Annotated in this window: 30 protein-coding genes; 7 read left to right on the forward strand and 23 right to left on the reverse strand. The window is 36.0% G+C overall.

What is annotated here, in order from left to right; translation table 11 throughout:
* Nucleotides 1-523: 523 nt before the first annotated feature.
* From BM098_RS05640 to BM098_RS05655, 4 genes are all read right to left on the reverse strand, one after another.
* Entirely contained in the window at nucleotides 524-958 is a 435-nt protein-coding gene (locus BM098_RS05640; protein WP_089831297.1) for a hypothetical protein, read from the reverse strand.
* 3 nt (nucleotides 959-961) lie between these two features.
* Nucleotides 962-1,633, reverse strand: a complete 672-nt coding sequence (locus tag BM098_RS05645) for a hypothetical protein (protein WP_089831299.1) — start codon at nucleotides 1,631-1,633, stop codon at nucleotides 962-964.
* A 288-nt stretch (nucleotides 1,634-1,921) separates the two neighbouring features.
* Entirely contained in the window at nucleotides 1,922-2,293 is a 372-nt protein-coding gene (locus BM098_RS05650) for a hypothetical protein (protein ID WP_089831301.1), read from the reverse strand.
* A gap of 1 nt (nucleotide 2,294) precedes the next feature.
* The gene (locus tag BM098_RS05655) at nucleotides 2,295-2,669 is read right to left on the reverse strand and encodes a hypothetical protein (protein WP_234987423.1); all 375 of its coding nucleotides are present in this window, start codon (nucleotides 2,667-2,669) and stop codon (nucleotides 2,295-2,297) included.
* A gap of 240 nt (nucleotides 2,670-2,909) precedes the next feature.
* Between BM098_RS05655 and BM098_RS05660 the strand changes: the two genes are divergently transcribed.
* From BM098_RS05660 to BM098_RS05670, 3 genes are all read left to right on the forward strand, one after another.
* Entirely contained in the window at nucleotides 2,910-3,806 is an 897-nt protein-coding gene (locus BM098_RS05660; protein ID WP_159430122.1) for an AraC family transcriptional regulator, read from the forward strand.
* 27 nt (nucleotides 3,807-3,833) lie between these two features.
* The gene (locus BM098_RS05665; protein ID WP_089831307.1) at nucleotides 3,834-5,168 is read left to right on the forward strand and encodes a hydroxymethylglutaryl-CoA reductase, degradative; all 1,335 of its coding nucleotides are present in this window, start codon (nucleotides 3,834-3,836) and stop codon (nucleotides 5,166-5,168) included.
* A 133-nt stretch (nucleotides 5,169-5,301) separates the two neighbouring features.
* A complete protein-coding gene (locus tag BM098_RS05670) occupies nucleotides 5,302-5,565 on the forward strand; it encodes a hypothetical protein (RefSeq protein WP_089831310.1) in 264 nt (87 codons plus the stop codon).
* Nucleotides 5,566-5,874: 309 nt separating this feature from the next.
* On the opposite strand, the gene BM098_RS05675 is transcribed toward BM098_RS05670, so the two are convergent.
* Both BM098_RS05675 and BM098_RS05680 read right to left on the reverse strand, forming a co-directional pair.
* Nucleotides 5,875-6,180, reverse strand: a complete 306-nt coding sequence (locus BM098_RS05675; RefSeq protein WP_143423378.1) for a hypothetical protein — start codon at nucleotides 6,178-6,180, stop codon at nucleotides 5,875-5,877.
* 118 nt (nucleotides 6,181-6,298) lie between these two features.
* A complete protein-coding gene (locus tag BM098_RS05680) occupies nucleotides 6,299-7,468 on the reverse strand; it encodes a hydroxymethylglutaryl-CoA synthase (protein WP_089831313.1) in 1,170 nt (389 codons plus the stop codon).
* A 212-nt stretch (nucleotides 7,469-7,680) separates the two neighbouring features.
* Between BM098_RS05680 and BM098_RS05685 the strand changes: the two genes are divergently transcribed.
* Both BM098_RS05685 and BM098_RS05690 read left to right on the forward strand, forming a co-directional pair.
* Complete coding sequence (locus BM098_RS05685; RefSeq protein WP_089831316.1) at nucleotides 7,681-8,862, forward strand: acetyl-CoA C-acetyltransferase; 1,182 nt, start codon at nucleotides 7,681-7,683, stop codon at nucleotides 8,860-8,862.
* A gap of 120 nt (nucleotides 8,863-8,982) precedes the next feature.
* On the forward strand, nucleotides 8,983-9,792 hold the full coding sequence (locus BM098_RS05690) for a hypothetical protein (protein WP_089831318.1): 810 nt from the start codon (nucleotides 8,983-8,985) through the stop codon (nucleotides 9,790-9,792).
* A gap of 544 nt (nucleotides 9,793-10,336) precedes the next feature.
* Here the strand turns inward: BM098_RS05690 and BM098_RS05695 are convergent.
* The 7 genes from BM098_RS05695 to BM098_RS05720 all read right to left on the reverse strand — a co-directional run bounded on the left by BM098_RS05695 (nucleotide 10,337) and on the right by BM098_RS05720 (nucleotide 14,175).
* Nucleotides 10,337-10,975 (reverse strand): hypothetical protein, encoded by a 639-nt coding sequence (locus tag BM098_RS05695; RefSeq protein ID WP_089831320.1) that lies wholly within the window; start codon nucleotides 10,973-10,975, stop codon nucleotides 10,337-10,339.
* A 121-nt stretch (nucleotides 10,976-11,096) separates the two neighbouring features.
* On the reverse strand, nucleotides 11,097-11,264 hold the full coding sequence (locus tag BM098_RS13420; RefSeq protein WP_159430123.1) for a hypothetical protein: 168 nt from the start codon (nucleotides 11,262-11,264) through the stop codon (nucleotides 11,097-11,099).
* A 220-nt stretch (nucleotides 11,265-11,484) separates the two neighbouring features.
* Nucleotides 11,485-12,126 carry a hypothetical protein gene (locus BM098_RS05700; protein WP_234987425.1) on the reverse strand — a complete coding sequence of 214 codons (642 nt, stop codon included), beginning with the start codon at nucleotides 12,124-12,126 and terminating at the stop codon, nucleotides 11,485-11,487.
* Between the two features lie 168 nt (nucleotides 12,127-12,294).
* Complete coding sequence (locus tag BM098_RS05705) at nucleotides 12,295-12,864, reverse strand: chromate transporter (protein ID WP_234987426.1); 570 nt, start codon at nucleotides 12,862-12,864, stop codon at nucleotides 12,295-12,297.
* Complete coding sequence (locus BM098_RS05710; protein WP_089831326.1) at nucleotides 12,864-13,409, reverse strand: chromate transporter; 546 nt, start codon at nucleotides 13,407-13,409, stop codon at nucleotides 12,864-12,866. The genes BM098_RS05705 and BM098_RS05710 overlap by 1 nt, the downstream gene beginning before the upstream one ends.
* Before the next feature lie 36 nt (nucleotides 13,410-13,445).
* On the reverse strand, nucleotides 13,446-13,907 hold the full coding sequence (locus tag BM098_RS05715; protein WP_089831328.1) for a GNAT family N-acetyltransferase: 462 nt from the start codon (nucleotides 13,905-13,907) through the stop codon (nucleotides 13,446-13,448).
* 13 nt (nucleotides 13,908-13,920) lie between these two features.
* On the reverse strand, nucleotides 13,921-14,175 hold the full coding sequence (locus BM098_RS05720) for a hypothetical protein (RefSeq protein WP_089831330.1): 255 nt from the start codon (nucleotides 14,173-14,175) through the stop codon (nucleotides 13,921-13,923).
* 143 nt (nucleotides 14,176-14,318) lie between these two features.
* Between BM098_RS05720 and BM098_RS05725 the strand changes: the two genes are divergently transcribed.
* Entirely contained in the window at nucleotides 14,319-14,639 is a 321-nt protein-coding gene (locus BM098_RS05725; protein WP_089831332.1) for a zinc ribbon domain-containing protein YjdM, read from the forward strand.
* 74 nt (nucleotides 14,640-14,713) lie between these two features.
* Nucleotides 14,714-15,250: a dihydrofolate reductase family protein gene (locus tag BM098_RS05730; RefSeq protein WP_089831334.1), complete on the forward strand. Its 537-nt coding sequence runs from the start codon at nucleotides 14,714-14,716 to the stop codon at nucleotides 15,248-15,250.
* Nucleotides 15,251-15,375: 125 nt separating this feature from the next.
* On the opposite strand, the gene BM098_RS05735 is transcribed toward BM098_RS05730, so the two are convergent.
* The 10 genes from BM098_RS05735 to BM098_RS05780 form a co-directional block, all read right to left on the reverse strand.
* A complete protein-coding gene (locus BM098_RS05735; protein ID WP_089831336.1) occupies nucleotides 15,376-15,654 on the reverse strand; it encodes a hypothetical protein in 279 nt (92 codons plus the stop codon).
* 52 nt (nucleotides 15,655-15,706) lie between these two features.
* Nucleotides 15,707-16,204, reverse strand: coding sequence for a P-loop nucleotide/nucleoside kinase family protein (locus tag BM098_RS05740; RefSeq protein WP_089831338.1), 498 nt, complete (start codon nucleotides 16,202-16,204; stop codon nucleotides 15,707-15,709).
* Nucleotides 16,205-16,346: 142 nt separating this feature from the next.
* On the reverse strand, nucleotides 16,347-17,009 hold the full coding sequence (locus BM098_RS05745; RefSeq protein ID WP_089831340.1) for a hypothetical protein: 663 nt from the start codon (nucleotides 17,007-17,009) through the stop codon (nucleotides 16,347-16,349).
* Between the two features lie 47 nt (nucleotides 17,010-17,056).
* Nucleotides 17,057-17,278, reverse strand: a complete 222-nt coding sequence (locus tag BM098_RS13685) for a hypothetical protein (RefSeq protein WP_234987427.1) — start codon at nucleotides 17,276-17,278, stop codon at nucleotides 17,057-17,059.
* Nucleotides 17,279-18,625: 1,347 nt separating this feature from the next.
* Nucleotides 18,626-19,015: a hypothetical protein gene (locus BM098_RS05755; protein WP_089831344.1), complete on the reverse strand. Its 390-nt coding sequence runs from the start codon at nucleotides 19,013-19,015 to the stop codon at nucleotides 18,626-18,628.
* 181 nt (nucleotides 19,016-19,196) lie between these two features.
* A complete protein-coding gene (locus BM098_RS05760; protein WP_089831346.1) occupies nucleotides 19,197-20,456 on the reverse strand; it encodes an MFS transporter in 1,260 nt (419 codons plus the stop codon).
* Between the two features lie 574 nt (nucleotides 20,457-21,030).
* Entirely contained in the window at nucleotides 21,031-21,942 is a 912-nt protein-coding gene (locus tag BM098_RS05765; protein WP_089831348.1) for an SMR family transporter, read from the reverse strand.
* 664 nt (nucleotides 21,943-22,606) lie between these two features.
* The gene (locus BM098_RS05770) at nucleotides 22,607-22,789 is read right to left on the reverse strand and encodes a hypothetical protein (protein WP_234987428.1); all 183 of its coding nucleotides are present in this window, start codon (nucleotides 22,787-22,789) and stop codon (nucleotides 22,607-22,609) included.
* A 106-nt stretch (nucleotides 22,790-22,895) separates the two neighbouring features.
* Nucleotides 22,896-23,213, reverse strand: a complete 318-nt coding sequence (locus BM098_RS05775) for a hypothetical protein (RefSeq protein ID WP_089831351.1) — start codon at nucleotides 23,211-23,213, stop codon at nucleotides 22,896-22,898.
* A gap of 182 nt (nucleotides 23,214-23,395) precedes the next feature.
* Nucleotides 23,396-24,208 (reverse strand): hypothetical protein (locus BM098_RS05780; protein WP_234987429.1); only part of this gene is annotated, 813 nt, incomplete at its 5' end.

Consider the following 24,208-nt stretch of genomic DNA (forward strand, 5'->3'; position numbering starts at 1 on the left):
TTTTAACAAGCACATTCTATTTCTGTTAAGTACTGCTTATGAAATGTACTACTAGTGAATGTTTTTATCTACCTAGATACCTTTAGGAAACTAACGTGTCTTTGCATCTTGATCTGCTGCGGCTAGAGAAACAGCTGACTACAAGCTGGCTCTGCTGAACAAGACTACCATGCTCGCCGCTCGATATAAAGCCTAGCCTCACTCAAGTAATGGTAAATAGCTTGGCAAACAGTGGTACAATTGTTGGCAATCACTGGCAATAAACTTGTCAAGCTTGGTAAATATCATTGGCAGTATTCACATATGTTGTCGAAACCTTTAATTTTACCAAAAAACGCGCTTGCTTTATAAATTCAGACAGAAAAATAGGTGCTAGTGAGTATTTAAAGTGAGCAACCTCTTCCCTCTTCAAAATCCCTTCACCAACACCAAATATTATATAACCATTTTCTTAGCAGAAAATCAAATCCAATTTTCACTTATTCGATATTTGTACCAGATTCCAGATATTAATAGCACGCTATTATATGGTTATTATCACACAATATCCTTTATTTTTTTCTGGGTTGTATAAATATAATTTTTTTGTTCCATCTAAATCAACGTAACTATAACGCGTATTTGTATCCTTTTCAAGTTTATATATATTTTGAATAATCATATCCCATTTATCATCTGATGAGTTATCATAGAAATAGGATCTTATTGAATAATAGGATTTATCGATTTTTTCCCAATGAGAATATTCAAGAGGTTCCTCTAAAGAAAATGAATAGACATCCCATCGGTCATTGCCAAATCCTCGTTCACTCTTGAATTCAATGTCATATCCTTTAATATTGTCTTTTATTTCAGTTAGGTCATTAAGGTCAATATTTTTTTGTATGGCTTTAGGAGATAAGAATATAAGACCAATCATACATAAAGTAGCGACGGATATAATGATTATTTTTTTCATAGTCTACACATCGATACCTAAATGAACATCGACTGGATGTAACATCCACATAATTTGACTCAAATACGCCCAATTATTAACAACCGATGTGAATATATTTTTATAACTTGTATCTGCTTCAAAATCATAAACGTCACGAATCCATATTCTCATCCCTTGACTACTTGATGCAGAAGAATAGCTTACCTTATGAAGTGAATAAAAAAGATCGCTACTATCACTTTTCTGAAAAGCGATGGTTCCTTTTCTATTCTTCTTCATTTGATTATATTTATTTGTTCGCCTTATGGCTTTTGCGAAAGGTCCATTTGTTTCAGAATAACTTTTATTCCATACAGAATGTTCAACTAATGTAGCAGATAATGGATAGCCGTTACGACGAGCAATCTCAGCTGCTGCTAACCATGCTGCTTTAAGTGCTGCTATATTACCGATAACTCTACTTGATTCTATTTGACTTTGTGCTATCATTCCTTGTAATTCATCATTAGACTTATCTTTTAGTTCCTGAGAAAAGCTTCTTAAATATGAGCCATCTTCCAATCGATGCAACTCTCTCGGCTTATTCGATGTCTCGTGTGAATCTCTCGCAAAAACTATCGGATATTCAAAAAACATCAAAAATGTGATAAAGATTAATAACAGAGTGATAAATTTTTTTATTCGATATTTCATAAGTTATCCTCCCTATAATTTATTTATCAAATTGTAATTTATATGTAATATATTCAATATAACGTAAAAAAAAGATCTATGTCAAATTGTTTTTGATAAGATTGTTAAATAACAAAGGAATCGTCCGTACTTCGGGTCTTCGAATAATAAAATTGTATTACGTTCATCTAATAATCTGTCAAATTTAAAAAGATCTCAAATCCACCTATTAGGAATTGAGACCTTTGTAATAAATGATGTAACATTTTTTTAAACTCTAATCAGCTAATAATTGCTTTTAGACTTTAATTATTCCATATGTTGTAGAAACTTCTGTAAGCGCTCAGAAGCCATTCGATAAGCTTTTTCTTTATCTCTTGGACCGATTGCAATAACCTCCATTTTAATTGGATTTCCTTCGACGGGACGATAGATTATTCTAACATTAAGTGATTTCGATTTTATTTTAGCAAAACCATGTAAATCACCGTGTAAGGATTCTGCAACGCCATCTGTTTTAAATAACGGTCCTTGTTTAGCTCTACTTAATATTTCTAGTAAAACCTTCTGTCTATGCCCTTTATTTATAGCCTTAATGTCCTGTTTTACATCTTCGATAAATTTTAAATCTACATTATATTTTTCCAATGTTATTGCGGTTAAATCTTCGAGCGTTTTCAATTTAGTCTTCCTCTAATAGTTTTATTAATTCAGTAACATTTATATCTTCTTCATCAAAGACATCAGATAATGATTGATTTACTGGCTTTCCTATACGACCATAAGCTTCTTCCATAGCAACTTGATCAAGAGAAGCCTCAATAATTTCTTTAAATTGTAAAAGTTGCTCGAAATAATCCATATCTAACATAACTGCTTGAGCATTTTTTTTCTTTCCATTTTGAATGACAAATACTTCTTCTGATACTCCAGTAGAAAATCGGTCAAGTATTTCTGATAATTTATTACTTCTAGTAAGATCTGTAACGGTTAATACATTCTGCTTTAAGAAATCAAGTGTATTGGTATTTAAAATCGGATGGTGTTCTTTTGACATAACAAATGCACCCACTTTCCATCATTCCTTTCTGATATTATATGCATTAATGTATGCTTTATACCTCTATTATACACATCAAACAACACATAAAACAACTCATAACGGATGAATCAACAATTATTTAATTTGAGTGTGTTGAGTCATGAATATTATGATATTATCAATATTGTACATATATTATTTTTTTCAATGTGTTATTACGATAAATTATATAACAATCGTATTTGGAGGTTCTTTATGACGCAACAAAAAAACTTGAAATCAACAATCAATGCTGATGGATTTGAACAGATAAATTATACCTTTTATCACCTTCCCCTTCAGTTATCATCTCGTGACATGTCAATCGTTAAAGATTTATTTCAACCGTGTTATTTTCATCAAGAAGTTGAATTTATCTACATATTGGATGGCACGATGTCTATCTATATAAACGGTGCTGTGTGTCACTTAAATAAAGGTGAGGGTTTATTTATCAATGCTGGACGACTGCATGTCGCATTGTCTACTGAAGATTCAAGTTGCTCATATGTGAAGATGATCTTTGATCCTGAATTAGTACGTCCCTCCTTCCCTTTTACATATGACGTCATTGAACAAGTAACAAATGAATTTGCGCCTGATTATGTTCATCTAAGGCCAGGACAAGTTAAAGAATCACAACTGCTGCAACTCATTATGCGGGCTTATCGTTTAAAAGATAAAACATCTGTGACCGTCGAACTTGATATGATGCGGATCGTGTTATCAATGTGGTCTATCCTTATTGACTTAGTTGAACCGCTTCAAGCAGCGTCAGATAGACCGAATAAAGCCATCAATCAATTAAAAATGATGCTGACTTACATCCACTTGAATTATCAAGATAAACTAAACCTTGATCTGATCGCAAAAAGTGCAGCTATTTCAAGAAGCCATAGCTGTGACATCTTTCGAGAAGAATGTCACAGCTCACCCATTCAATACCTGCAGCATTACCGACTATCTAAGAGTCTTGATCTGTTGCTGACAAGTGATAGATCTATTACAGAAGTTGCTCATAGTGTAGGTTTTAATTCCCCGAGCTACTATACTGAAACATTTCGTAAGGTGTATGATGTGACACCGTCACAGTACCGAAAAGATCATCGATAATCGTGGAATAATTATGTTATAATCCAGTTGGATTATAAATTTAACAACTTACATAATGGAGGTAATAATATGACGTCCCCTTTAGATAAATTTTATAAAAAATCGATTAATGAACGTATTGAGAGCTTAATGAGTGCTGGATTTATTGAACATGAGCATATCAGCAACTTTAAACAGTCTTTCTCTCTTTCTGAGGGTGTGAGTGACCATATGGTCGAAAACGTCGTTGGTACCTATCAATTACCGTTAGGATTAGGGATGAACTTTTTAATTAACGGCAAAGACTATTTAGTACCGATGGCAACAGAAGAACCGTCCGTTATCGCGGCCGCAAGTTTTGGGGCAAAAACGGTGCGTGCGGGTGGTGGATTTACGACAACACAAGAAAAGCGTTGGATGATCGGTCAGGTTATTTTAAAGAATGTCGAAGACCCGGAAGCTATGAAAGAAAAAGTCTTAGAACATTATGATGATTTAGTAGAGCGTGCTCATGCCGCTCATCCTTCGATTGTGAAGCGTGGTGGTGGTGTGAAAGATATTGAGGTACGAATCATTGAAAGTAATCCAGAAGAACATACACCAGAATTTTTTGTGGTGCATTTATATGTCGATACAAAAGAAGCAATGGGCGCAAATATCGTTAATACGATGGTGGAAGCGATTAAAGATATGCTTGAGGTTATTACCGGTGGAACTGCTTTAATGGGGATTTTATCAAACTATGCGACTGAAGCCCTTGTGACCGCTTCGTTTCGGTTAGACCCCTCCCTCTTGTCACGTAGCGGATTAGAAGGCACCGAAGTACGTGACCGGATTGTGGAAGCCTCACAAATTGCAAGTGTCGACCCTTACCGGGCTGTCACCCACAACAAAGGTATTATGAACGGGGTTGAAGCTGCGGTGCTTGCGACGGGTAACGATACCCGGGCAACATCGGCCGGGATCCATGCCTATGCGAGTCAGTCGGGTCAATACCGGTCGTTATCCAAGTACTATGTTGATGAACACGGCTATCTCGTAGGAATCCTTACGATTCCACTTGCGATTGGGACCGTTGGCGGCTCGATTTCGATTCATCCAGGGGCACAGTTCACCCAACATATTTTAAATGACCCTGATGCGAAGACATTAGCGGGTATCGTCTCGGCAGTTGGTCTCGCGCAAAACTTCTCTGCCCTACGTGCGCTTGTGACAGACGGGATACAGCGTGGACATATGGCGCTCCAAGCAAAATCTCTGGCGATGACAGCTGGCGCGGTTGGGGTTGAGATTGATGTGATTAGTCGTAAGTTAAGACGATCGCAACCAATGAACTTAACACAAGCGGAAGCGTTACTTGAAGAATATCGGAGTCAGTCATGAAGAAAGAGCAACCTTGGAGAAAAAGGACGTTTATAGCTGTACTCTTTAACTTGCTTTTGCTACTGGCTTTTTTTATGTAATTCAAGACCCATTAAAAAAGAGTGACTATGACGTCGAAGTTACGGATGAACATGTGATTATCGATGTTGACTTTACGGCGACGAACCATCATTTTAAAGAGCGATATGCGATCGTTAACTATGAACCAGTTATCCATGAACATGCGATTGACTTTGCTTACATTGACTCAGAGTTATTAGCCCCCTTTTCATCTTTACATGGGTCATATACGATTTACCTGATTAAAGAAGACATGAATAAGTCAACGATTGAAAAGTTGGAAGCTAAAGAGCTAGACATCATTCGATCGGTCTCATTAACGAAGCAACGTCCATAACGAACAAAAGCGCACCGCCACTCAGTCAATGAGTAGTTGTGCGCTTTATGGTTGTTACGGGATTAAGATGACTTTACCGAACTCGCTTCTTTCCTTAAAGTAGATTGGAAATTTGTTCGAGTTCTACTTCCTTCCTCACTAGTGATAGACGATCTTTATCCCTAGGATGGGTACCTTACTTGAAATATATAAGCATAGAAGCACCAGAAAAGTAACACCTCGAAATTGCCAGCACGGTATCATAAGTTGTTCACTCAGTCTTAATAAAGCTAGTCGTATGAATCAACATATGTGTAGATTAATATTCTCTTATTTCAGTGACAACTTAGATAGTAGCCGAGACGTTAAGTAATAAATCACGCTAAAAACAAGAACGTACAAACCAAAATCAAACAAAAGCTTAATATCAAGACCATCACGAATTGGCGTGTAATCAAAGTTTAATGCCACTTTAATGACGGTTGACACGATGTAACTTAAGATAATTGTGATCACGATAACGATTGCTTGTTTCGTTTTTGATTGCATTTGTTTCACCTCATTTTCATCATTTAGTCCTTCAATAACCAAGCGTTGTTTCAACGTTTCTCTCTTATTTTTTATGTAAGTACGCATGATGTTACCTCTATTATACATGAGTCTCCTTCCTTTTATAACATAAAATGTCTATTCATCCGATTTTTCAAAACAAGAAAGACAAAAGTCCAGAGGACTCACCTCTGGACTTTAACTATTATGCTTGACGTTTATATTGACGCATGTGTTCGGTCACACCCGTAAAGACAAAAGGTGCGGGGTCTTTCGTTGTATCAACTGTATAATCTTTCTCACCGACTGGGAGCTTTTCTTCAAATATTTGTTCATATTCTTCAACAGAAAGAGCCGTTCGTTTTTTTAACATCGCTGTATGATAATCGGTATTTAAGTGCTTCTCATAACCAGGTACTAAGACACCAGTAAAGAACTCCCCGACTGAACCTGACCCGTAGCTAAAGAGACCAATCCGGTCACCCGCTTTTAGTGTTTGACTATTTTCTAATAGTGACACAAGTGATAAGTACAATGAGCCGGTGTAAATATTTCCGACAATCGCGTTGTAATATTTACTAATATCAAAACCACTGAGTAACCGCTCTTGGTCTTCTGTGTCTGCCGCTTCAACCGACTTTCTTAGTGCTTTTAAGCCCATTTTCGTGTACGGTAAGTGGAACAGTAACGCATCAAAGTCTTTTAATGAGCGGTTTGTTTTCTCGTTATAACGATCTAATAAATCTAAGAAAAAGTTAATATATTGATCGACGGAGAATTTTCCTTGGACAAACGCGGTCTCAGAATATAGCGGACGCCAAAAGTCCATTGCTTCTTCAGTTTTATAAACACTCGTTGGTTCGATTGAAAGGATTTTCGGATCTTTTGCGACAACAAAGGCAACAGCTCCGGCACCTTGGGTGATTTCTCCAGCGGTGTTTAAGCCGTAACGAGAAATGTCACTCGCAACAACAAGTACCTTACTGTCTGGGTTTAGTGCAATATGTCCTCGTGCAGCTTGAAGACCTGCCGTTGCGCTATAGCAAGCTTGTTTCATTTCTACTGCGCGTGTGTATGGTGGTAACCCTAATAAGTCATGAATGTATGTTGAGGCCGCTTTTGAGTGATCGACACCTGTTTCTGTCGCGAAAATAACATAATCAATCGCTTGTTTATCTTCCTCAGTTAAGATTGATGCGGCTGCATTTGCTGCCAGTGTCACCGCATCTTGAGAGGCTGGTGCGACGGCCATTTTTTCTTGGCCAATCCCAATCGTGAACTTTTCTGGTTCTACCCCGCGTTTAATCGCTAAGTCCTCTGTTTCCACATAGAGATGTGGAGCAAAGAAACCAATTTTATCAATCCCAATATTCATATGTTTCACACCTTCTTTTCTTCTCTATTCGTTGTGTTTATCTTGTGGTGTCTTGTTTAACACCAATCCCCAACACCTACTATAACATTTTTTGATCAAAATCATGTAGATTAATTTCACAATTTGTTATACTAATGTAGTCCTACTATAGCAAATTATTCTTTCGTTTGTCATTTAGTATGACTAATTTATTAATAAGGAAGTGATGATTGATGAATGACGTCGTCATTGTCAGTGCCGTTAGAACCCCAATTGGTAAGTTCGGTGGCAGCTTTAAAGATACATCAGCACGTACACTGGGTACGACTGCTGTGAAAGCAGCGTTAACTCGCGCAAATATAACACCTCAAGACGTTGATACCGTGATTTTTGGTAACGTCTTACAGGCAGGAACTGGACAAAACGTTGCCCGTCAAATTGCGATTGATTCAGGTATGCCTTACGAAGTCCCCGCGATGACAATTAACGAAGTGTGTGGGTCTGGCTTAAAATCAGTTATTTTAGGTAAACAACAAATCCAACTTGGTGAAGCGGACGTTGTCGTTGTCGGTGGAACGGAAAATATGAGTATGGCACCTCACCTGATTCATCAGTATCGCTGGGATAAAACAACCGAAGGCAAAAAGCCGGTTGATGTGATGATTCAGGATGGTTTAATCGATGCTTTCAGCTCGGTTCATATGGGCATGACCGCTGAAAATGTTGCCGAGAAATATCAAGTTTCCCGTGAAGAACAAGATGCGTTTGCCCTTCGTTCACAGCTGAAAACAAAACAAGCACAAACAAGCGGCCGCTTTGATGATGAAATTGTTCCTGTTCCTGTCAAAAATGATGTAGGTGATGTGATGCACGTCACTCAAGATGAGTACCCGCGTCCAAATGTCACACATGACGATTTAACAAAACTAAAAACTCCGTTTAAAGAAAACGGAACCGTGACAGCTGGTAATGCCTCTGGTATTAATGACGGTGCCGCAAGCTTGGTCTTAATGAGTAAACAAAAAGCAAAAGATTTGGGCATTCCTTACTTAGCTGAAATTAAAGCAGATGCGGAAATTGGAATGGATCCACAATTCATGGGCTATACCCCGTATTATTCAACGAAAAAGTTAGCGGATAAAGCCAATATTGATTTAAAAACGGTGGATTTATTTGAATTAAACGAAGCGTTCGCCGCGCAAAGTATTCCAGTTGTTAGAGACTTAGGGATTGATCCTGAGCGCGTGAACGTCAACGGTGGGGCCATTGCTTTAGGTCATCCAATTGGGGCTAGTGGTGCCCGTATTTTAGTGACCTTGCTGCATGAATTAACTAAACGTGATGCAAAGACCGGTATTGCCGCTCTATGTGTTGGTGGTGGTATTGGGATTTCTATGCTTGTTGAACGTGACTAACGATCATTAAGTTTAAAGATAAAACTATAAGCGGCGAAGCAAGCTAAATGTGTCGCTTTTATTCTTCTATGTCAAAATGGTTCATAAACATAAAAGATAAACGAAAGGAATGGTTCTGTAATGTTTACCTTAGGAAGAAAAGTGAGTCTCACTTATCGAACGAATCAAATCATTTTAGGTTTAGCAGTTATCTCTGGTATCTTGTGGTACATAGTGACGACAGACCTAGCAGAAAGTGCTATGTTAGCTGGAAGTCTGTTTCTCTCCTGGGCATTAGTCAGAGAAATTGATTGTCGGCGTGAGTATGCTGCTTTTGTGGCGGTAGGGATTTATATCGTGCTACAACTTTTTTTCTCCTTTCAGATTAGTTTAGGGCTAATTTTTCTGATGATTCTACTGATGCGAGCGATTAATCAAATTACTGGAAAATCTTTGACGGCGATTGACCTCTTGAGCGTGATTGGCCTTACGGGCTACTTGATTTATACGACAGAGAATGGTGTCTATTTACTGCTTGTTATTTTGATGTTGGTGGTTAACGCGTACTTAAATAACAATGGTCAGAGAAATAGTTATCTGGCCTTGATCGTTACAGCTATGACTATCGTCATCAGTCTATTCACACCAATCAGTCTCAACATTAATTCATTAGCCACTGAACCACTTGCTCTCGTTCATTACGCTAGTTTACTCGTCTATTTCATCTATATTCTAATAGATAAAGACAAGGCAAGTGTTACTGACCTTGGTGAGCCGGCTTCTATTCGGCGTTTACTTTATGCGCAACTGTTTTATGGTTTAGCGCAGGTCGTTTTGATTATATTCGGAGATATGTTAATGAGTAATAGGCTTATGTTTATCTCAAGTGCGTTAGGTGTTGTGATTTATGGTCTGATTGATCAATATAAAAAGAAACAAGAGAATGAATAAGTTGGATATGATTGTACGAAAGTGTAAAGGGCTCTTTCTTCTCACACTAAAATAAGTCGATGCTAAAAAAACGTTTCTCCTAAATGGGAGGAACGTTTTTAGTAAGTGATAATGTATCGGTATTTATCGCTTATCTACTTTAAAAGGAAACAGCTTGTCTTGTTAGCTTTTAAAAAAAGCTTAGAATCAGGTTAACCATAAGACTGAAACAAAGAAAGAGAATGAAAAAATATAGTCCCCTTCTAACCTTGTAAGGGAGTAAAGTCGTTATAATTGTCTCTTTTGTTATCTTAAAGGATAGATAAAATAGAGGGATTGATAAAATCATCGTGCTGATGTTAATGATTAAAATTAAAACCGGGTAGTCATGATACCAAGGGTGGCTTTCTGGTATGAAAATCTTTCTAGAGAATAAGATCATGTAACCTGAGACGAAGTAAAACCAGGCCTTACTTGTGAGTTTGTTCATAAATTAAATCCTTTCTGCATCTCGTCGTAAATGTGAAGATGATTACTTAAATCTTTAAAGGTTCCTAAGCTACTTCTACACTTGAACAGATCTTAGAGAATTGATAAAGATGAACACACTTATAATATAATACATCATCGCGGTCAATAGATGAGGAACAAAGTCAAAGGCGAGAAAAGTCACGCAATAAAGACCAAGCATAACAAACGAAGGCCATTGTATTTTGATATTCTTCCAATCAATTTTATGATCTGTCAGCTTTTCTTCCTTACCTTCACGATTATAGATAGGTACTGGGGTTTGGTATATACCATAAAGCAGATTTTCTGCCCCTAACACCATTAAACAATAAACTAAGATGTGGTCATAGTTTTGAAAGTTGAAACTGGCGTTATGAAGGTAACGTGTCATTTGAATGACAAACATAAAGACAGTAAAAACGAAGACAACGGTACAGATATTTTTACTGAATACATAGTCAACCACATTTTCATAAGTTAACTTCGGTTGATCATTATGAAAAAAACGCTCATTAGCAATGATATATCGGAATAATATGGAAGATAACAACATGAAGGCAATCGATGTGAGCGATGACCCATAATGTAGTTGCGTATTTGCAAGATAAAACTGGATAATTAAACTGGAAGTGAAAATGACCAATTCTAAACGTCTACCTTTTGTGGCTACTTTAATTGTTTCATTTATAAACATCATCATTCCACCTATCGTTTGTCATTCTTTATTATTCTTGTCACTCTTTAATATGTAATAGATAACATCTCATCCTTGTTCTAGCTAGTTGTTAAGCAAGACATTTATTTTTTTAGTTTTTTTAGTTGATGATCAATGACCAATCTATGTGCGAGTCTGTTTCAACTTCTTTTTTTATAGCAAGTACATTTTCTTCTTGAATTTCACCAATTTCAGCAGGGGTTAAATAGGTGGCTGTTTCATTTGAAGACTGGTTTAAGTATGCGTTGTCGATTGTTGATGTCGTCATAGATGAAACATGCTTTCAATCTCTTTAAGTTTAAATTACAATCCATTCACGTTTAACTAGGCCCATCTTTAAAGAAAACAAGTATTAGTTTTAGTATTTAATACTAAAATATCCCTTTTTATCATTATAATTGACATTGATGTTGATTACAATGATTGACAAGAAAAAAAGAGGTTTTGCTTATAAAAGCATCCCCTCTTTTTATAATGTTTACCTTAAATCATGAATCATGCCACACAAGTGAATCCACTATGAGTGGTAAGCGAGCACTAAACCCATCACCAAACGCTGATGGGTAGTAATAACCAATGGTATACTCATCGCCTTCATGTGTAAAGCTACCAATCCGACCACTGAACCCCTCTTTTACAAGCGTTTGTTCGGTATCGGTAAAGTCAAAAGCCATCGTCTCTGCCGCGTCTGTTGTAAAGCCTTTACTTTCAAGTGTAGCTAGCACATCTGCTTCTATTTCTTCGTAAATAAACAACCTAGCATCTTCATTTAAAGTACCATCAAAGTTCGTGTAGACATCTAAGTCACCATCGTTAAAGGCTCCTTGCATGTCATCAGGAATGTAGACAGAAAAATCAGCCTCTTCCCCCTGAAGGAGATTAAGTATCATCTCCTCTTCCATGCCTTCAATCATCATCGTTTCTGTTTTTGTTACGGGTAAATCTGGCAACGCAGTTGTGTCACTATCCATTGAGTCATCATCTGTATCGTCATCTGGTGCATCACCATCTTCTGGGGTTTCTACTGGTGGGTCTTCCATTCCCTCTGCATCACCATCTGTTGTATTATCGGCATTACAAGCAAACAACATGAATAGACTTGCGAGTAATATAAAAAACAACCGCTTCATCATCAAGGTTATCCTTTCTATTTAAAAATTTAGTATAGTATACTGTTCCCTAAAAAAGGAATGTTAAAAAGTGACTTTGGAATGATTTTTCACACAGGTTGACCCAAAAAATTCGGAAAGAAAAGCGCCCTTATTTTGGTTAAAAAATAAGGGCGCTTTTCGATCATATTAGAATGAAAATAGAATGCCGATGATGGCACTAAAGGCGATAAAGACGACCGGGTGTAAATGTTTAAATAAACGGTGCTGCATGATAACATATAACACCACACTAAAAATCAATGCTTTAATGTTGATAACAGCATGAAGTGATTGTAGCCCGTTATAAACGGATGTATTGATCAGGTCATGAAACATAAAATTAAAACCAGCAGCCGCAATGAGGGCGGTTGAAGCGGGTCTTAAGCCGTAAAATGCGCCTTGAATGAGTGTAGATTGCTTAAAGCGCTCAAGTATATGGGCTAAAATAATAATAATAATGATAGATGGACTTACAAGACCGAACGTTGCCATAATTGCACCTGGTAAACCGGCGGTAGAAAAGCCTGCATAGGTTGCCATATTAACGCCAATCGCGCCAGGTGTTGATTCAGAGACCGCAATCATATCAGCGAGCTGTTCATAACTAAACCAACCGTAGCGGTCAGATAAGTCATACAAAAACGGTAACGTCGCAAGCCCCCCACCTACCGCAAAGAGGCCGGTTTTAAAAAATTCAATGTATAAGGTCAATAACATTATTTCACCGCCTTATTTAAGAAGCGGAAACTAATCACACCAAGAACACCGGCAAAGACGACAAAATAGACGGGTGAATAAGACGTGATCACCGCTAGTAAGAAGACAATCGTAAAGATGATCAGGCCTACTCTATCAATCACGGCCTTTTTCCATAATTTTAATACAGCTTGTAAAATCAAAATATACACACTCACTCTGATCCCGCTAAAAGCTGAACTCAACAGCGCAGAATCGCTGACCGCATTTAAGAAATAAGCGATGATACTAATGATAATCAGCGACGGAAAGACAACGCCGAGTGTTGCCGCAATACCACCAAAGGTGCCTTTTGTTTTCTGGCCAATAAATGTTGCCGTATTGATGGCAATAATACCGGGAGTCGTTTGTCCAATTGCGTAGTAATCCATTACATCTTCATTTGTCACCCACTGTTTCTTTTCAACCACTTCGCGCTGTAAAATTGGTAACATCGCATAGCCACCACCAAAAGTGATCGCGCCAATTTTCGCAAAGGTTATAAATAAATCTAAAAGTACCTGCATGTCTATGTATTCTCCCTTTAATTTATCTGTTTGTCTTTATGTTCGTTCGAGTCGTACAATCTCAATGCCTTCTTCTACATAAAATTGTGTGGTTTGTCTAAAGCCAAGCTTTTCATAGAGATTAATTGCTGGGGTATTCTTTTGTGCTGTTTCGACTAGAATCGACGAGTCCCTTTTTTGTTTAATTAAGGATTGAAGTAAGTCGCGCCCGATGCCTTGTCTAAAATAATCTGGACGGACGACTAATTTATTAATCACTAGTTGGTTATCTGTTACAACATATTGTAAAAAACCGAGTATGTTTTCTACGTCACATCGGATGAGGCATGCTTCATCCGATGCAGCTAAGCCCTGTTTTGTTTCTAACAATGGTGGAAATGGGTCGATACCAAGTAATTGTTGTTCGACTAAGTAGCTTTGTTGTTGGAGCTGATGCATGTTATCAATTCTTTCTTGTGATAACGACTGAATGGAGGTAATCGACTGTATCACGCGCATCCCCTACTTTCATCTATTCTAAGTAGCCATCAAAGTTAAAGCGTGAGTCATCTGTTAACTTTTTGTAAGCCGCTTTTAATTTTGGCTTTTTCGCGATGACGCGGCGAGTTTGTTCGGCTAAGTTTATGAGATCTGTGTTTTGTTCATGTTTCGGCAGTGATTTCTGGTGTATAACGGTATCATTTAACGTATGATTAAGTAAATTAAGAATGCTGTGTTGGGTTTTGATGATTTGAATTAGAACCTCATCGTCAACGTGTTTTTCCATGGTGTCTCTCTCCTTTTGTTTCTTTTCTCTCTACTATACGACGTGCTTGAAAGTCATGCAAGTCATTCGTTCATGATGGCACATTGTCCAATCGCCTGAATACATGTATAATGACGTTATAATAATAGATAGGTGGGGTATTTATGCACGAATGTCCAAGTTGTGGTAGTGAATATGGTTATGATGATGGTGTGGCTTATAATTGTCCAGAATGTGGTCACGTCTGGACCGAGGAGTCTCTAAAAGAAGCAGAAATTAAAGATGCTGTCGGTAATGTCCTTTCAACCGGAGATGATGTTACGCTTATTACCGATGTAAAGTTAGGTAAAGATACAATTAAACGTGGCACAAAAGCGAAAGGAATCCGAATCTTAGATGAGCCACACAATGGTCATGATATTGACGGGAAAGTGGATAAATTCGGTAGTATTTATTTAAAGTCTTCGATTGTGAAGAAATTATAAGTCATTAAAAACCAGTAGGGATATCTCGTTGAGTTACTCCTACTGGTTTTTAACTTTAGATAAGGGGTGTTAATATGTCAGTCAAACGTAAGGTTGTGTTATTTATCGCGTCCAGTCTGGATGGTTATATTGCCACCGAAGAGGAATCACTCGACTGGCTTATGCGTGTTGAGGGTGAAGGTGATAATGGTTTTTCCGAGTTTTATGACACAATCGATACCGTATTGATGGGAAAGAAAACGTACGATTGGGTGATGCGCCAAGATTTAGAGGTGTTTCCTTATAAGGGAAATGCGACGTTTGTCTTTACCAGGTCCGCAGTTAAAGATACGGACGACGTTAGCTTTGTGAATAAGGACATAGAGTCGTTCCTGCATTATCTAAAAAATATAGACGGTAAAAACATTTGGCTTGTCGGTGGTGGTGACTTAGTTCAATCCTTTTTACAAGCGGCACTTATAGATGAGATCATTATGATTGTTGCCCCGACGTTATTGGGCGAGGGTATTCCTCTGTTTAAAAAGCAAAAGGCACCGGTTGATCTTAAATTAAAGGGAGTTAGAAACTTTAACCAGTTCGTCGAATTACATTATGAGGTTAAAAATGAGTAAGTAAGTGGAAGCTAAAAGCCCGGACCTATTGCTTGGGTCTGGGCTCTTGATTTAAAAATAAATGTTAACGAGTCATGTGACCAGACTGTCATCTTGATGAATCGATCATTTTAGCATGCCGCATGCTAAAAAATCCAGTTAGACAAAAAGGTAAACATAAGGAATATGGCAGCTGCCCATACACAGATTTTCGCAGAAACGGCACGCTCTATGTCTTGTTTCTCGTCCGCTTCATTCACGATCATGTTAGCTTGTTTAAAGGTAAAGGTGAAAAAAACAATAAGGATACCATAAAACAATAATTCTAACAGTGAAGAAAAGTTTTGTAGTAGGATATAAAACGGACTAATCAAAGCAATCACGCCTAATGTTAAGACGTTAAATCCAGTTAATTTGAGATTCAAGCTAACCCCTCCTTTCATCTTTCTCATAATAATATAGATTTTTTAAGCTGCCTTACTCTCTTCCGTTAAGCTCTAAAATATTTAATCCCTCTAATGCGTCTGGTTCTTCAAAAAAATTAGTTACATATGTAAACATCGCCTCTGTATCAAAAGCTGCTCTTTCAGGTTGTTCGTTACGCCTTTGTGTTAATTGACGTAGGCATTGCTCATTCGTTAGATTCAGATAAATCAATTGATGACTGGCCTTAACATCAAATACCATATCTAAAAACCACTTACGCTGTTTTTTAGTGTTAGCAGGAAAGTCCATCACGACATTCGTACCGACACTTAATATATTTTGGACGTGCTTTCTCACCAAGGGTTTGATGCGTGCCGAAAATGTCAAGAAGTCTTCGAATGAGTTGATTTGATTGGGATAAAGATCGGAAAGCCATTCATCCTCAGATAACAGTACGGCATGTTTATCGATTGCTATTTGTTTTGATTTAGTTGATTTTCCTGCCCCCATATTCCCGCAGAAAAAGTATAGGGTTCCTGTTTGTTTCATCTTTTAAACCTCCTGGCTTATGTTGTTTATTGTTATGCCACTTTTCGGATCAGGTTGATATAGACATAACTTGCGCGATTAAGGTTTCTAAATGTACTTATTTGCATTACTCGTGTCAGATTTTTTCAAAAGTGCTACTAATTTAGTTGTTATCTAAAGTCATTATACTATTGATTTTAAATTGACCTCGCTCACTTGTAAATACAAATTGATACAGCTCGTTCTTAGTTGATGAATTCTCTTCAGTTTCAATTGAAACGGTTAGATCGAATAAGTAAAAATTACGTTCTAACGTTTGAATATCTATCTCTTTAAGTTTGGCTGTTGGATAATGTTCTGTTATCAACATCGAAGTGGCTAGGCTATCTGAAACGGCTGATGTCACAAGTTCTTCACGCTTAGTTTCTGATAAAGTATCATCAGATAATTGGTAGTAGGTTCTAATCGCTTCAGCCCCTGTTTGTTCTAGCATTTCTGATGAGTAAAAGTAAGGGGTAAATAGTTGATAGATAAAAAAGAATATAAGCGCAATATTAACTAAAGACATGACCAAAAATCCAAACCGCTTTGTTTCTAACAGTTTAGTTATTTTCGTAATGAGGAATAGAATCAGTCCTATTACTAAACCCGTCACGATAATAAAGACAAATGAATTGCTTAAAAGCGTCTTAACTGGACCATTAAACGATACATAACCAAAATATAAAAATATCGATAACAAAATCATAAATAATGTCCGTATGATAGTAGTAAATAAACCACCCTTTAAGTCTTTGTTCTGCTTTGACATACTTGGTTCTTTCATTCATTCATCTTCCTCTCTGATTCTTCATTTACTCGCTTGTTACTGATTCAAGATTCAAAGTTTGCGTTAAACTGTTTGGCGTCATCGGTGTTAAAGGAAGTAAAATGTTTCTGTGACAACAGATAACCACTTAATATGATAAAGATAATCGCACTTGTCATAATAATTGATTGAACATCAAATGTTAAAAGTAATAACCCACCGATCAAACTCCCTAGGGGTGTGGCGATATTGTTGACGGTGCTTAATGTGGCCTTAACTCGACCCATAAGATGGGTGGATGTCATGATTTGGATAAATGACATTCATCATCGCAAAACAGAGTCTAAAGAAAAGATGATGTTAATTCTCATGCATGTTTATATTTGTTATATAGTTTGTTTGATAAAAATATTAATAATATAAAATATGCATATATTACAATAAAATCAAAAAAACTTTTAGCAATAATTACAATTATTATTATCGTTGGAAACAAAGCAAACGCGAAAACTGGGCACCAAAATGGAAAGAAAAGTTTGTTTTTTTGTCAATATCATTACTTCTTCTTTTCTTTTTTTCATAGTATAAGAACAATGAAAAAACTATATTTATCGCTACTAAAATTCCTAAGTTTATCAACACACTACCCATTTTACTATCCCCTCCTAGCTTTCAAATCTGTAGTGACTACAAATAGTGATTTTATTGTTAAGCTATATTTTCTGTAACTAAAAAAATTTCCACTTACGTCCTAGCTAAATCAATTTGTTGGGCCATGTATCCATGGTAACCTGCTGCTATACCTGTAAACACTGCTTACGAAAATCTCATCCATTCAACATACAAATGGTGAAATCTCGCTTCAAAATTTTTAAAAAATCACTTATCACGGATTTAGGTGCAAAGCTATTTACCATTACTTGAGTGGGACTAGGTGTTATACTGAGCGACGGCCATGATAGTCTCGTTCGGCTAAACCAGTATATATTTAGTTGGTTCTCTGGCGTAAGAACCATGTCCTTAGAAAAACGATGTCAAGCTACATAATTCCCGAGAGATCTTAAGGATAAATAAGTGTTTTGGTAAACTGATAAATAGGTTTGGGCTGTGCGGTAAATATCTTGGTATACGGTTGTAAAAAAATATTACATCCGTTAAACTCCTTTGACAGTTGTTCTAGTCAAAAACTCTATTGTCATCAAATAGCTATAAAGTAGTATTATGCTAACATCCAAGAAACCTACCCCTTTACCTTCTTTGGATTTTATGTTCTGTATTGAACGTAAACTAGATACAATACTAATGGCTACTCCAAATGCCTAGATAGTTTAGCTTTCCCATAATATAAGGCGCGATTACAAACAATATAACTAAAATGGATTTATTAATGTTTAGAAAATTAAACCAGTATCCCACTCCAATTAAAATGAAAATAACCACTGTTAATATGAAAAATTGTTTAATATTTCTCATTTCAGACCTACCCATTTCAAAAAAGCTTAATGGATATAATCCAAAAAAAACGTAGAACCATGATTTTTTTAGCATGCTATCACCTCCCTACCTTCTATGTTATGTGAATATTTATCACACAGAGAAAATCGTGTTATCTTTACTTACAATAACGACTACAACTAATCTTTGAATAAATTTAAAAATAGCAGTCGATACATACCAAATGTGAAAACGAAAAGAACAACTATTTCAAATAATATGTTTGATATACTCATCATATTGATAAATTTATTGCTAGCAATATTTGCACTAGTACACAGTAATAAAGAAGCTAATAACTCGAATTTTCTCATCGGTCCTTTGAATATATTTTCTGTTTTCAACAGATTAAATATCTCTCTAAATTCAGTAGCGTTTATCCCTTTGTATAGACCAATAAGTACCGAAACGATCAAAATTAATAATGTAATTTGCATTTCTTCTTCTGAGTTTACAAATGTATAAATGTTAAGTAATACTAAACCAATGATAAGTAGAATCGGTTTAGTATATTTTTTATTAGTTATCATTTAGTAACCGCCTTTGACCAGCCAATATTAGGAGTAAACTTAATTTAACTGACTTTTCGAGTGCCTTTTTCACGGAAAAGTCTATAATTTAGGAGGGTGAGCCTAATCATACTGATTCAGCTCCCAACGGCCCTGTTATTGCAGAATTACTTACAGGCCAATCAATGTGTTCATTGATAATTCAAGATTCAAAGTTTGCGTTAAACTGTTTGGCGTCATCGGTGTTAAACCGAGTGAAATGTTTCTGTGACAACAGATAACCACTTAATATGATAAAGATAATTGCACTTGTCATAATAATTGATTGAACATCAAACGTTAAAAGTAATAACCCACCGATCAAACTCCCTAGGGGTGTGGCGATATTGTTGACGGTGCTTAACGTGGCCATGACTCTACCCATGAGATGGGTGGGTGTCATGATTTGAATTAACGTCATTTGAATCACGTTCATCACCCCAGAACAGGCACCGAATAAGAGTAAAGATGAAGCGGTCATCCACCAGTTAGACGCTAAACCAAATAACACGAGAGCTAAACCGTTACTGAGCCAAGCAATGGCTACATAGAAGCCCTTCGCTTTTAAAGTGTTTGATAGAATGGCACCGATAAAGAATCCAATGAAAAATGCAACATAAAGACCACTGTAGTAGACCGCAGAACCATACTGTTCACCAATGATCGGTAAAATAATAATTAATAGGGCAATAATCGCTCCTGAAATGATTGTTGACGGGAGAATGATTTTTAAATAGCGACTTTGGTTAATGAATGAAAAGCCTGCTTTTATATCAGCTAGATATAAACTAAAACGTTCTTTTAACGATGACTGAGGTGTAGATGATGGAGAGTTTCTTTTCTGTTGAGCTGTCTTTTTAGTTAATAGACCAAGAAAGCTCACGCCTGCGAGTAACAATAAAGCAGCTGATAACAGATAGGCATTTTGAATACCTAGCCATCCAATTAATGCGCCACCAGTTAAGTAGCCGATTAAGTTAATGACTTGATCGGATGAACCAATCGTCGCATTAGCTGCTTGAAGTTGGTCCGGTTCATCTATTAACTGCGTTAACAATTTGTTGTTTGCCGGGTAGTATAATGCAGAAAATAAAGATGCAATAAAGACAAGACCAATAATAACTCCAACAACAAAAAGGTCAGTAGAAAAGATAAAGGGAATCATAAACACAATGATTGCTTGAAATAGTAAGGCTAAACCAGCAAGTGTCGCGGCTGCATAACGATCAACAACCGGTCCAAAGAAAATGCTGCATAAAGCTGCTGAACTAATCGCCGCATAAACAAAGCCGTTTACTGACACATCTAGTGTTGATGTTTGAATCAACCAGAGTATAGCGATGGAATAGATACTGTCACTTAGGTTGGCAAAGCTTCTTGAGGCAAAATAAGTCGGGAAATACTTAACGCGAAAAATATTCATTTTATCATCCTTTATTTGTATTTACAAAAAAAAGAATTAATTCTAATAATTAGTATATATAATGTGATTTTTTATTTCAAGTAATATGGGAATATTCTTTTAATTAAATGTTGTCTAGTACCAGTTTATAAAGAATCAATCGCATGACCAAATAAAAAAATGATACTAGATAACATGAGAATAGATAAGCTTCCAACGATAAGGCTTAGATGAACGATGACGCCTCTCTTCGTCTTAGATTTAAAAATGGAAACTATTGATAGGAAAAAGGTCAAAACTGATAAAGCGATGACCAATATGAGTGGATGCAATTTCAAATAATCTAACGAGAAATCATGAAATGATTTCGAGAATGAAGCAGCTCCTAACGATAAAACACTTAAAGTGAAAAGAATAAGAGTAACCTTTAAATTAATCAACATCGGTTTGTTTTCCAAATGCATGCACACACCTTTTAATAATATAGGTTTAATTGGATGTTTTTGTCTTATTATTATAGCAAATAACTGACAAAAAATATACGTTATAACAAAAAACCTAACAAAATAATTATGTTAGGTCTTAGGTGTGTGGATTATAGGTTGATTAAAATTAATGCTATGATGGTTAAAGCAATCGCAACTTTATTTTTCCGCTTAATAGTTTCAATGAATAATACAAATCCACCAATCGTAATCAATACGATACTACCAGCGCTGTATATCGGAAAGACAACCGATGTTTTCAATGTATCTAGGGCAAGAATTAAAAAGTATGATGAAAACAGGTTGGGAATACCAACTAAGAAGCCGGTTAGAATATCACTTTTCCTTACTTTCCCCTGCTTTTTATAAGCGTAGGTAGCGCTGATAATAAACGCGATAAAAAATACGGCGAATAGAAAGACATCCTTATAATCATTTAATGCGTACTTTTGATAGATTTTATTTGAAAACTCCGCAATTCCACCGAAAACAAACAACAACAGTAATGTTGGTTTTAAATCAAAGCGCTCAAGTGATTCAGGTGACAAGTTTACAATTAGAATAGATACAAGCGCGAGGACAATCCCAATCCATTGAATCATTGTCGGTAACTCTTGCCAAATAATGATAGAGAAAATCATTGGAATTAATATACCTAATTTAGCAATCGTGCCAGATAATCCTACGCCATTTTCTCGTACGCTTTTTTGATAATAGATGAATGATAAAAAGAAAAATATGCCTGCAACAGATCCAATCATCAGTGCCCAAAGGATACTTGAAGATGGTGACAACAAAGCGTTATCTGAGTTTGAAACAGTGCTAAACTCACTGAGGAAATTAACATCAAGTGAAAAATCGGTCATCAAACCTTTTGTCATAATCATGACAATGCTTGTCGTAAAAGCAATAAAATAATTGGCACTTGTAATGACGTAACGGTTCGTCTCTCGTGTTTCTGAGTACTTAAAGATCAGTGCAATCGATGCACTACAAATAATGGCTAGCAACAAATAAAACATAAAGCCTCTCTACTCCCTTCTTTTTGTTCCTTCATTACTATAGCCATATGTTGTTTCATTTCGCAAGTGTTCATTTTTATCTAGCGATATCTGTATACTTTTGCAGAACTTAAGCAGCAGTCCTTATAATTTTTATCCAGTTTAGTGTAGACATACCACTTGTCATGCAGACTCAATGGGATTAAGGTGTTAACCACATCATCTTTACTCACTAATTTAAGCGTAAATACATCGTTGTAGATATTACACTTCTAATATTAGTATGTTTGACAGAAAGCCGTAATTGGTTAATCATTTATAAATCAATGTTGGTTATCCTCCAAAATTCTTCGATTTTTTATAGAGTTAAATTCATAAATACAATACCGCCTGAAGATGAATTATCCTCAGTATCAATATAGAATGATACGTTCATTAATATCTTATCACTTGAAAAATCAGAATTTAACTCGAAGTTATTTAGAAGATATGATAGGTTTTGACTCTGCAAAGCGAGATAGGGGGTTTTAGTCGAATTATCGGTCAAGATTATCCCATCTTGTTCAATTGAATAGTTATCTGTTAATAATTCGGCCATAGTGTCATAATCAAGTTCAATATAGGCATTAAGAAATTGTTCAGCAGTTGCCCATGATTGAGGTAAAAGTCTTATTAATTTTTGTTGTTAATCTAATTCCTTCGATTGTTGCTCTAAATCTTCTCGTAATTCTTTGTTTAGCCTTGTAATCTCACTAATATCATTTTTTAATTCATCAACAGTATTATTAGTTTCAGTATTAATTTGTTCAATCAGTTCTATTTCTTTATCACTCGAACATCCAAATAATACCAATGCTAGCGTGATCACACCTATAGTGGAAATAACAGTCTTAATCATTATCATCTCTCTTCCCTTTATAATTGTATTTGGAAATAGCCAATTGATAACTACTAGTTAACGTAACGGGTTGAAGTTATAATTCTTTCAATTTCTTGTTATATACAGCTGTAGTAGTTATATTAAGCACAATGGTTCCTAGAGCAAGTAAAAAAGAAAGACGAACTACGAGGCTTGAAGTGTCCATAAGCGCTGACCAATCTTCTATTCTGACTAAATAATTATTATATAGCATTTGAAAATATAGCGAGATTACACAGGAACTAATACTTGCAACTGAAATTAGAACTTGATGTTTACTTTTAAATTTATCGGGCTTTACTAGAATTGTAATAGGTAAGATCCATGCGACCAAACCAAACAACAAACTTCCAATATTTAACCAACTATACATTAGCCTAACTCCTTTCAAATTTTAATAAGTATGTTTAAATAATCTTCTCGAATTGAAAAATCCTGCTATTAATAAACTGAACTTGTCGAACTCGTAGTCCAAGGAAACAACTAATCATGGAAATTTATATTTAATGTAAGTAGCGCTGATTATGAAAGTAATGGTGTCGTTCAATAAGAGGATTACTTTCTATTAACTGTGTAGAAATGTTCTTTGATTTTTTTGTTTGTTTGAAAAGTGGGAATGAAAAGTATTACTGCTAAAAGGAGACCCAGAAAATTAAAAGTAGTTTCACCAATATGAATTATTCCTTGTAATATATAAATGATAGCTAACCCCAATATGGCCGTTATGTTATCTCTATGTTTTATAAATGTCCCCTTTTTATCGATGGTGTTATATTTCTCCATTTTCTTTTCATTCAGGACTAAATAAATCAGCAGAAGTACACCCGCCAGTAAAAACATTAGTCCTCTATACTCTATTCCAAAAATTCTAAATGAAAACACACCTAAGAAAATTAATATAAATAACAGTGTGTTTGAATATCCAGAATAAATGAGTAAATGAAAGCTCTTATTATTTTGATTATATGTGGCTGAAGATTTATTTTTTACTGAAACCTGATCATTTACATGAGCATTAATTAAATGGTTTCGCTCTTTATTAGATAAATAATTAACGACTGTTTCTTTATCATTTAAAGCGCCGTTTTTTGCATACTGTAACATTTGCCACTCCATAAAAAGAGTAACAATTAATGACGCTATGTTTACAGCAACTAGATGGTTCATGTTTATCGCATTAAGGCGAGAAGACACCTTCCTCAAGTGCGTCAGCATTAGGTGGGTGATGAATCGTTTGTTTTGAATATTTTTGAAGTGACAAACATATATTCCACATGGTATAATTAAAGCACTAACAATGACCGTCACAAAAAAAGAGAAGGTGTGTATCATGGGCATGAAGGCCATTTTTTCAAATCGCTTATATAA

This window comes from Halolactibacillus halophilus, from assembly GCF_900115605.1.
GTDB classification, from domain to species: domain Bacteria; phylum Bacillota; class Bacilli; order Bacillales; family Amphibacillaceae; genus Halolactibacillus; species Halolactibacillus halophilus.

Excerpts from the sequence above, each read along its gene's own strand:
- BM098_RS05640 (WP_089831297.1), bottom strand. The coding sequence starts at position 958 with ATGAAAAAAATAATCATTATATCCGTCGCTACTTTATGTATGATTGGT.
- BM098_RS05760 (WP_089831346.1), bottom strand. The coding sequence starts at position 20,456 with ATGAATATTTTTCGCGTTAAGTATTTCCCGACTTATTTTGCCTCAAGA.
- BM098_RS05740 (WP_089831338.1), bottom strand. The coding sequence starts at position 16,204 with ATGAAACAAACAGGAACCCTATACTTTTTCTGCGGGAATATGGGGGCA.
- BM098_RS13685 (WP_234987427.1), bottom strand. The coding sequence starts at position 17,278 with ATGGGTCGAGTTAAGGCCACATTAAGCACCGTCAACAATATCGCCACA.
- BM098_RS05655 (WP_234987423.1), bottom strand. The coding sequence starts at position 2,669 with ATGTCAAAAGAACACCATCCGATTTTAAATACCAATACACTTGATTTC.
- BM098_RS05660 (WP_159430122.1), top strand. The coding sequence starts at position 2,910 with ATGACGCAACAAAAAAACTTGAAATCAACAATCAATGCTGATGGATTT.
- BM098_RS05730 (WP_089831334.1), top strand. The coding sequence starts at position 14,714 with ATGTCAGTCAAACGTAAGGTTGTGTTATTTATCGCGTCCAGTCTGGAT.
- BM098_RS05645 (WP_089831299.1), bottom strand. The coding sequence starts at position 1,633 with ATGAAATATCGAATAAAAAAATTTATCACTCTGTTATTAATCTTTATC.
- BM098_RS05685 (WP_089831316.1), top strand. The coding sequence starts at position 7,681 with ATGAATGACGTCGTCATTGTCAGTGCCGTTAGAACCCCAATTGGTAAG.
- BM098_RS05700 (WP_234987425.1), bottom strand. The coding sequence starts at position 12,126 with ATGAAGCGGTTGTTTTTTATATTACTCGCAAGTCTATTCATGTTGTTT.
- BM098_RS05715 (WP_089831328.1), bottom strand. The coding sequence starts at position 13,907 with ATGCGCGTGATACAGTCGATTACCTCCATTCAGTCGTTATCACAAGAA.
- BM098_RS05775 (WP_089831351.1), bottom strand. The coding sequence starts at position 23,213 with ATGTATAGTTGGTTAAATATTGGAAGTTTGTTGTTTGGTTTGGTCGCA.
- BM098_RS05765 (WP_089831348.1), bottom strand. The coding sequence starts at position 21,942 with ATGTTTTATTTGTTGCTAGCCATTATTTGTAGTGCATCGATTGCACTG.
- BM098_RS05705 (WP_234987426.1), bottom strand. The coding sequence starts at position 12,864 with ATGTTATTGACCTTATACATTGAATTTTTTAAAACCGGCCTCTTTGCG.
- BM098_RS13420 (WP_159430123.1), bottom strand. The coding sequence starts at position 11,264 with ATGACGACATCAACAATCGACAACGCATACTTAAACCAGTCTTCAAAT.
- BM098_RS05710 (WP_089831326.1), bottom strand. The coding sequence starts at position 13,409 with ATGCAGGTACTTTTAGATTTATTTATAACCTTTGCGAAAATTGGCGCG.
- BM098_RS05680 (WP_089831313.1), bottom strand. The coding sequence starts at position 7,468 with ATGAATATTGGGATTGATAAAATTGGTTTCTTTGCTCCACATCTCTAT.
- BM098_RS05720 (WP_089831330.1), bottom strand. The coding sequence starts at position 14,175 with ATGGAAAAACACGTTGACGATGAGGTTCTAATTCAAATCATCAAAACC.
- BM098_RS05695 (WP_089831320.1), bottom strand. The coding sequence starts at position 10,975 with ATGTTTATAAATGAAACAATTAAAGTAGCCACAAAAGGTAGACGTTTA.
- BM098_RS05675 (WP_143423378.1), bottom strand. The coding sequence starts at position 6,180 with ATGCGTACTTACATAAAAAATAAGAGAGAAACGTTGAAACAACGCTTG.
- BM098_RS05725 (WP_089831332.1), top strand. The coding sequence starts at position 14,319 with ATGCACGAATGTCCAAGTTGTGGTAGTGAATATGGTTATGATGATGGT.
- BM098_RS05690 (WP_089831318.1), top strand. The coding sequence starts at position 8,983 with ATGTTTACCTTAGGAAGAAAAGTGAGTCTCACTTATCGAACGAATCAA.
- BM098_RS05755 (WP_089831344.1), bottom strand. The coding sequence starts at position 19,015 with ATGATAACTAATAAAAAATATACTAAACCGATTCTACTTATCATTGGT.
- BM098_RS05745 (WP_089831340.1), bottom strand. The coding sequence starts at position 17,009 with ATGAAAGAACCAAGTATGTCAAAGCAGAACAAAGACTTAAAGGGTGGT.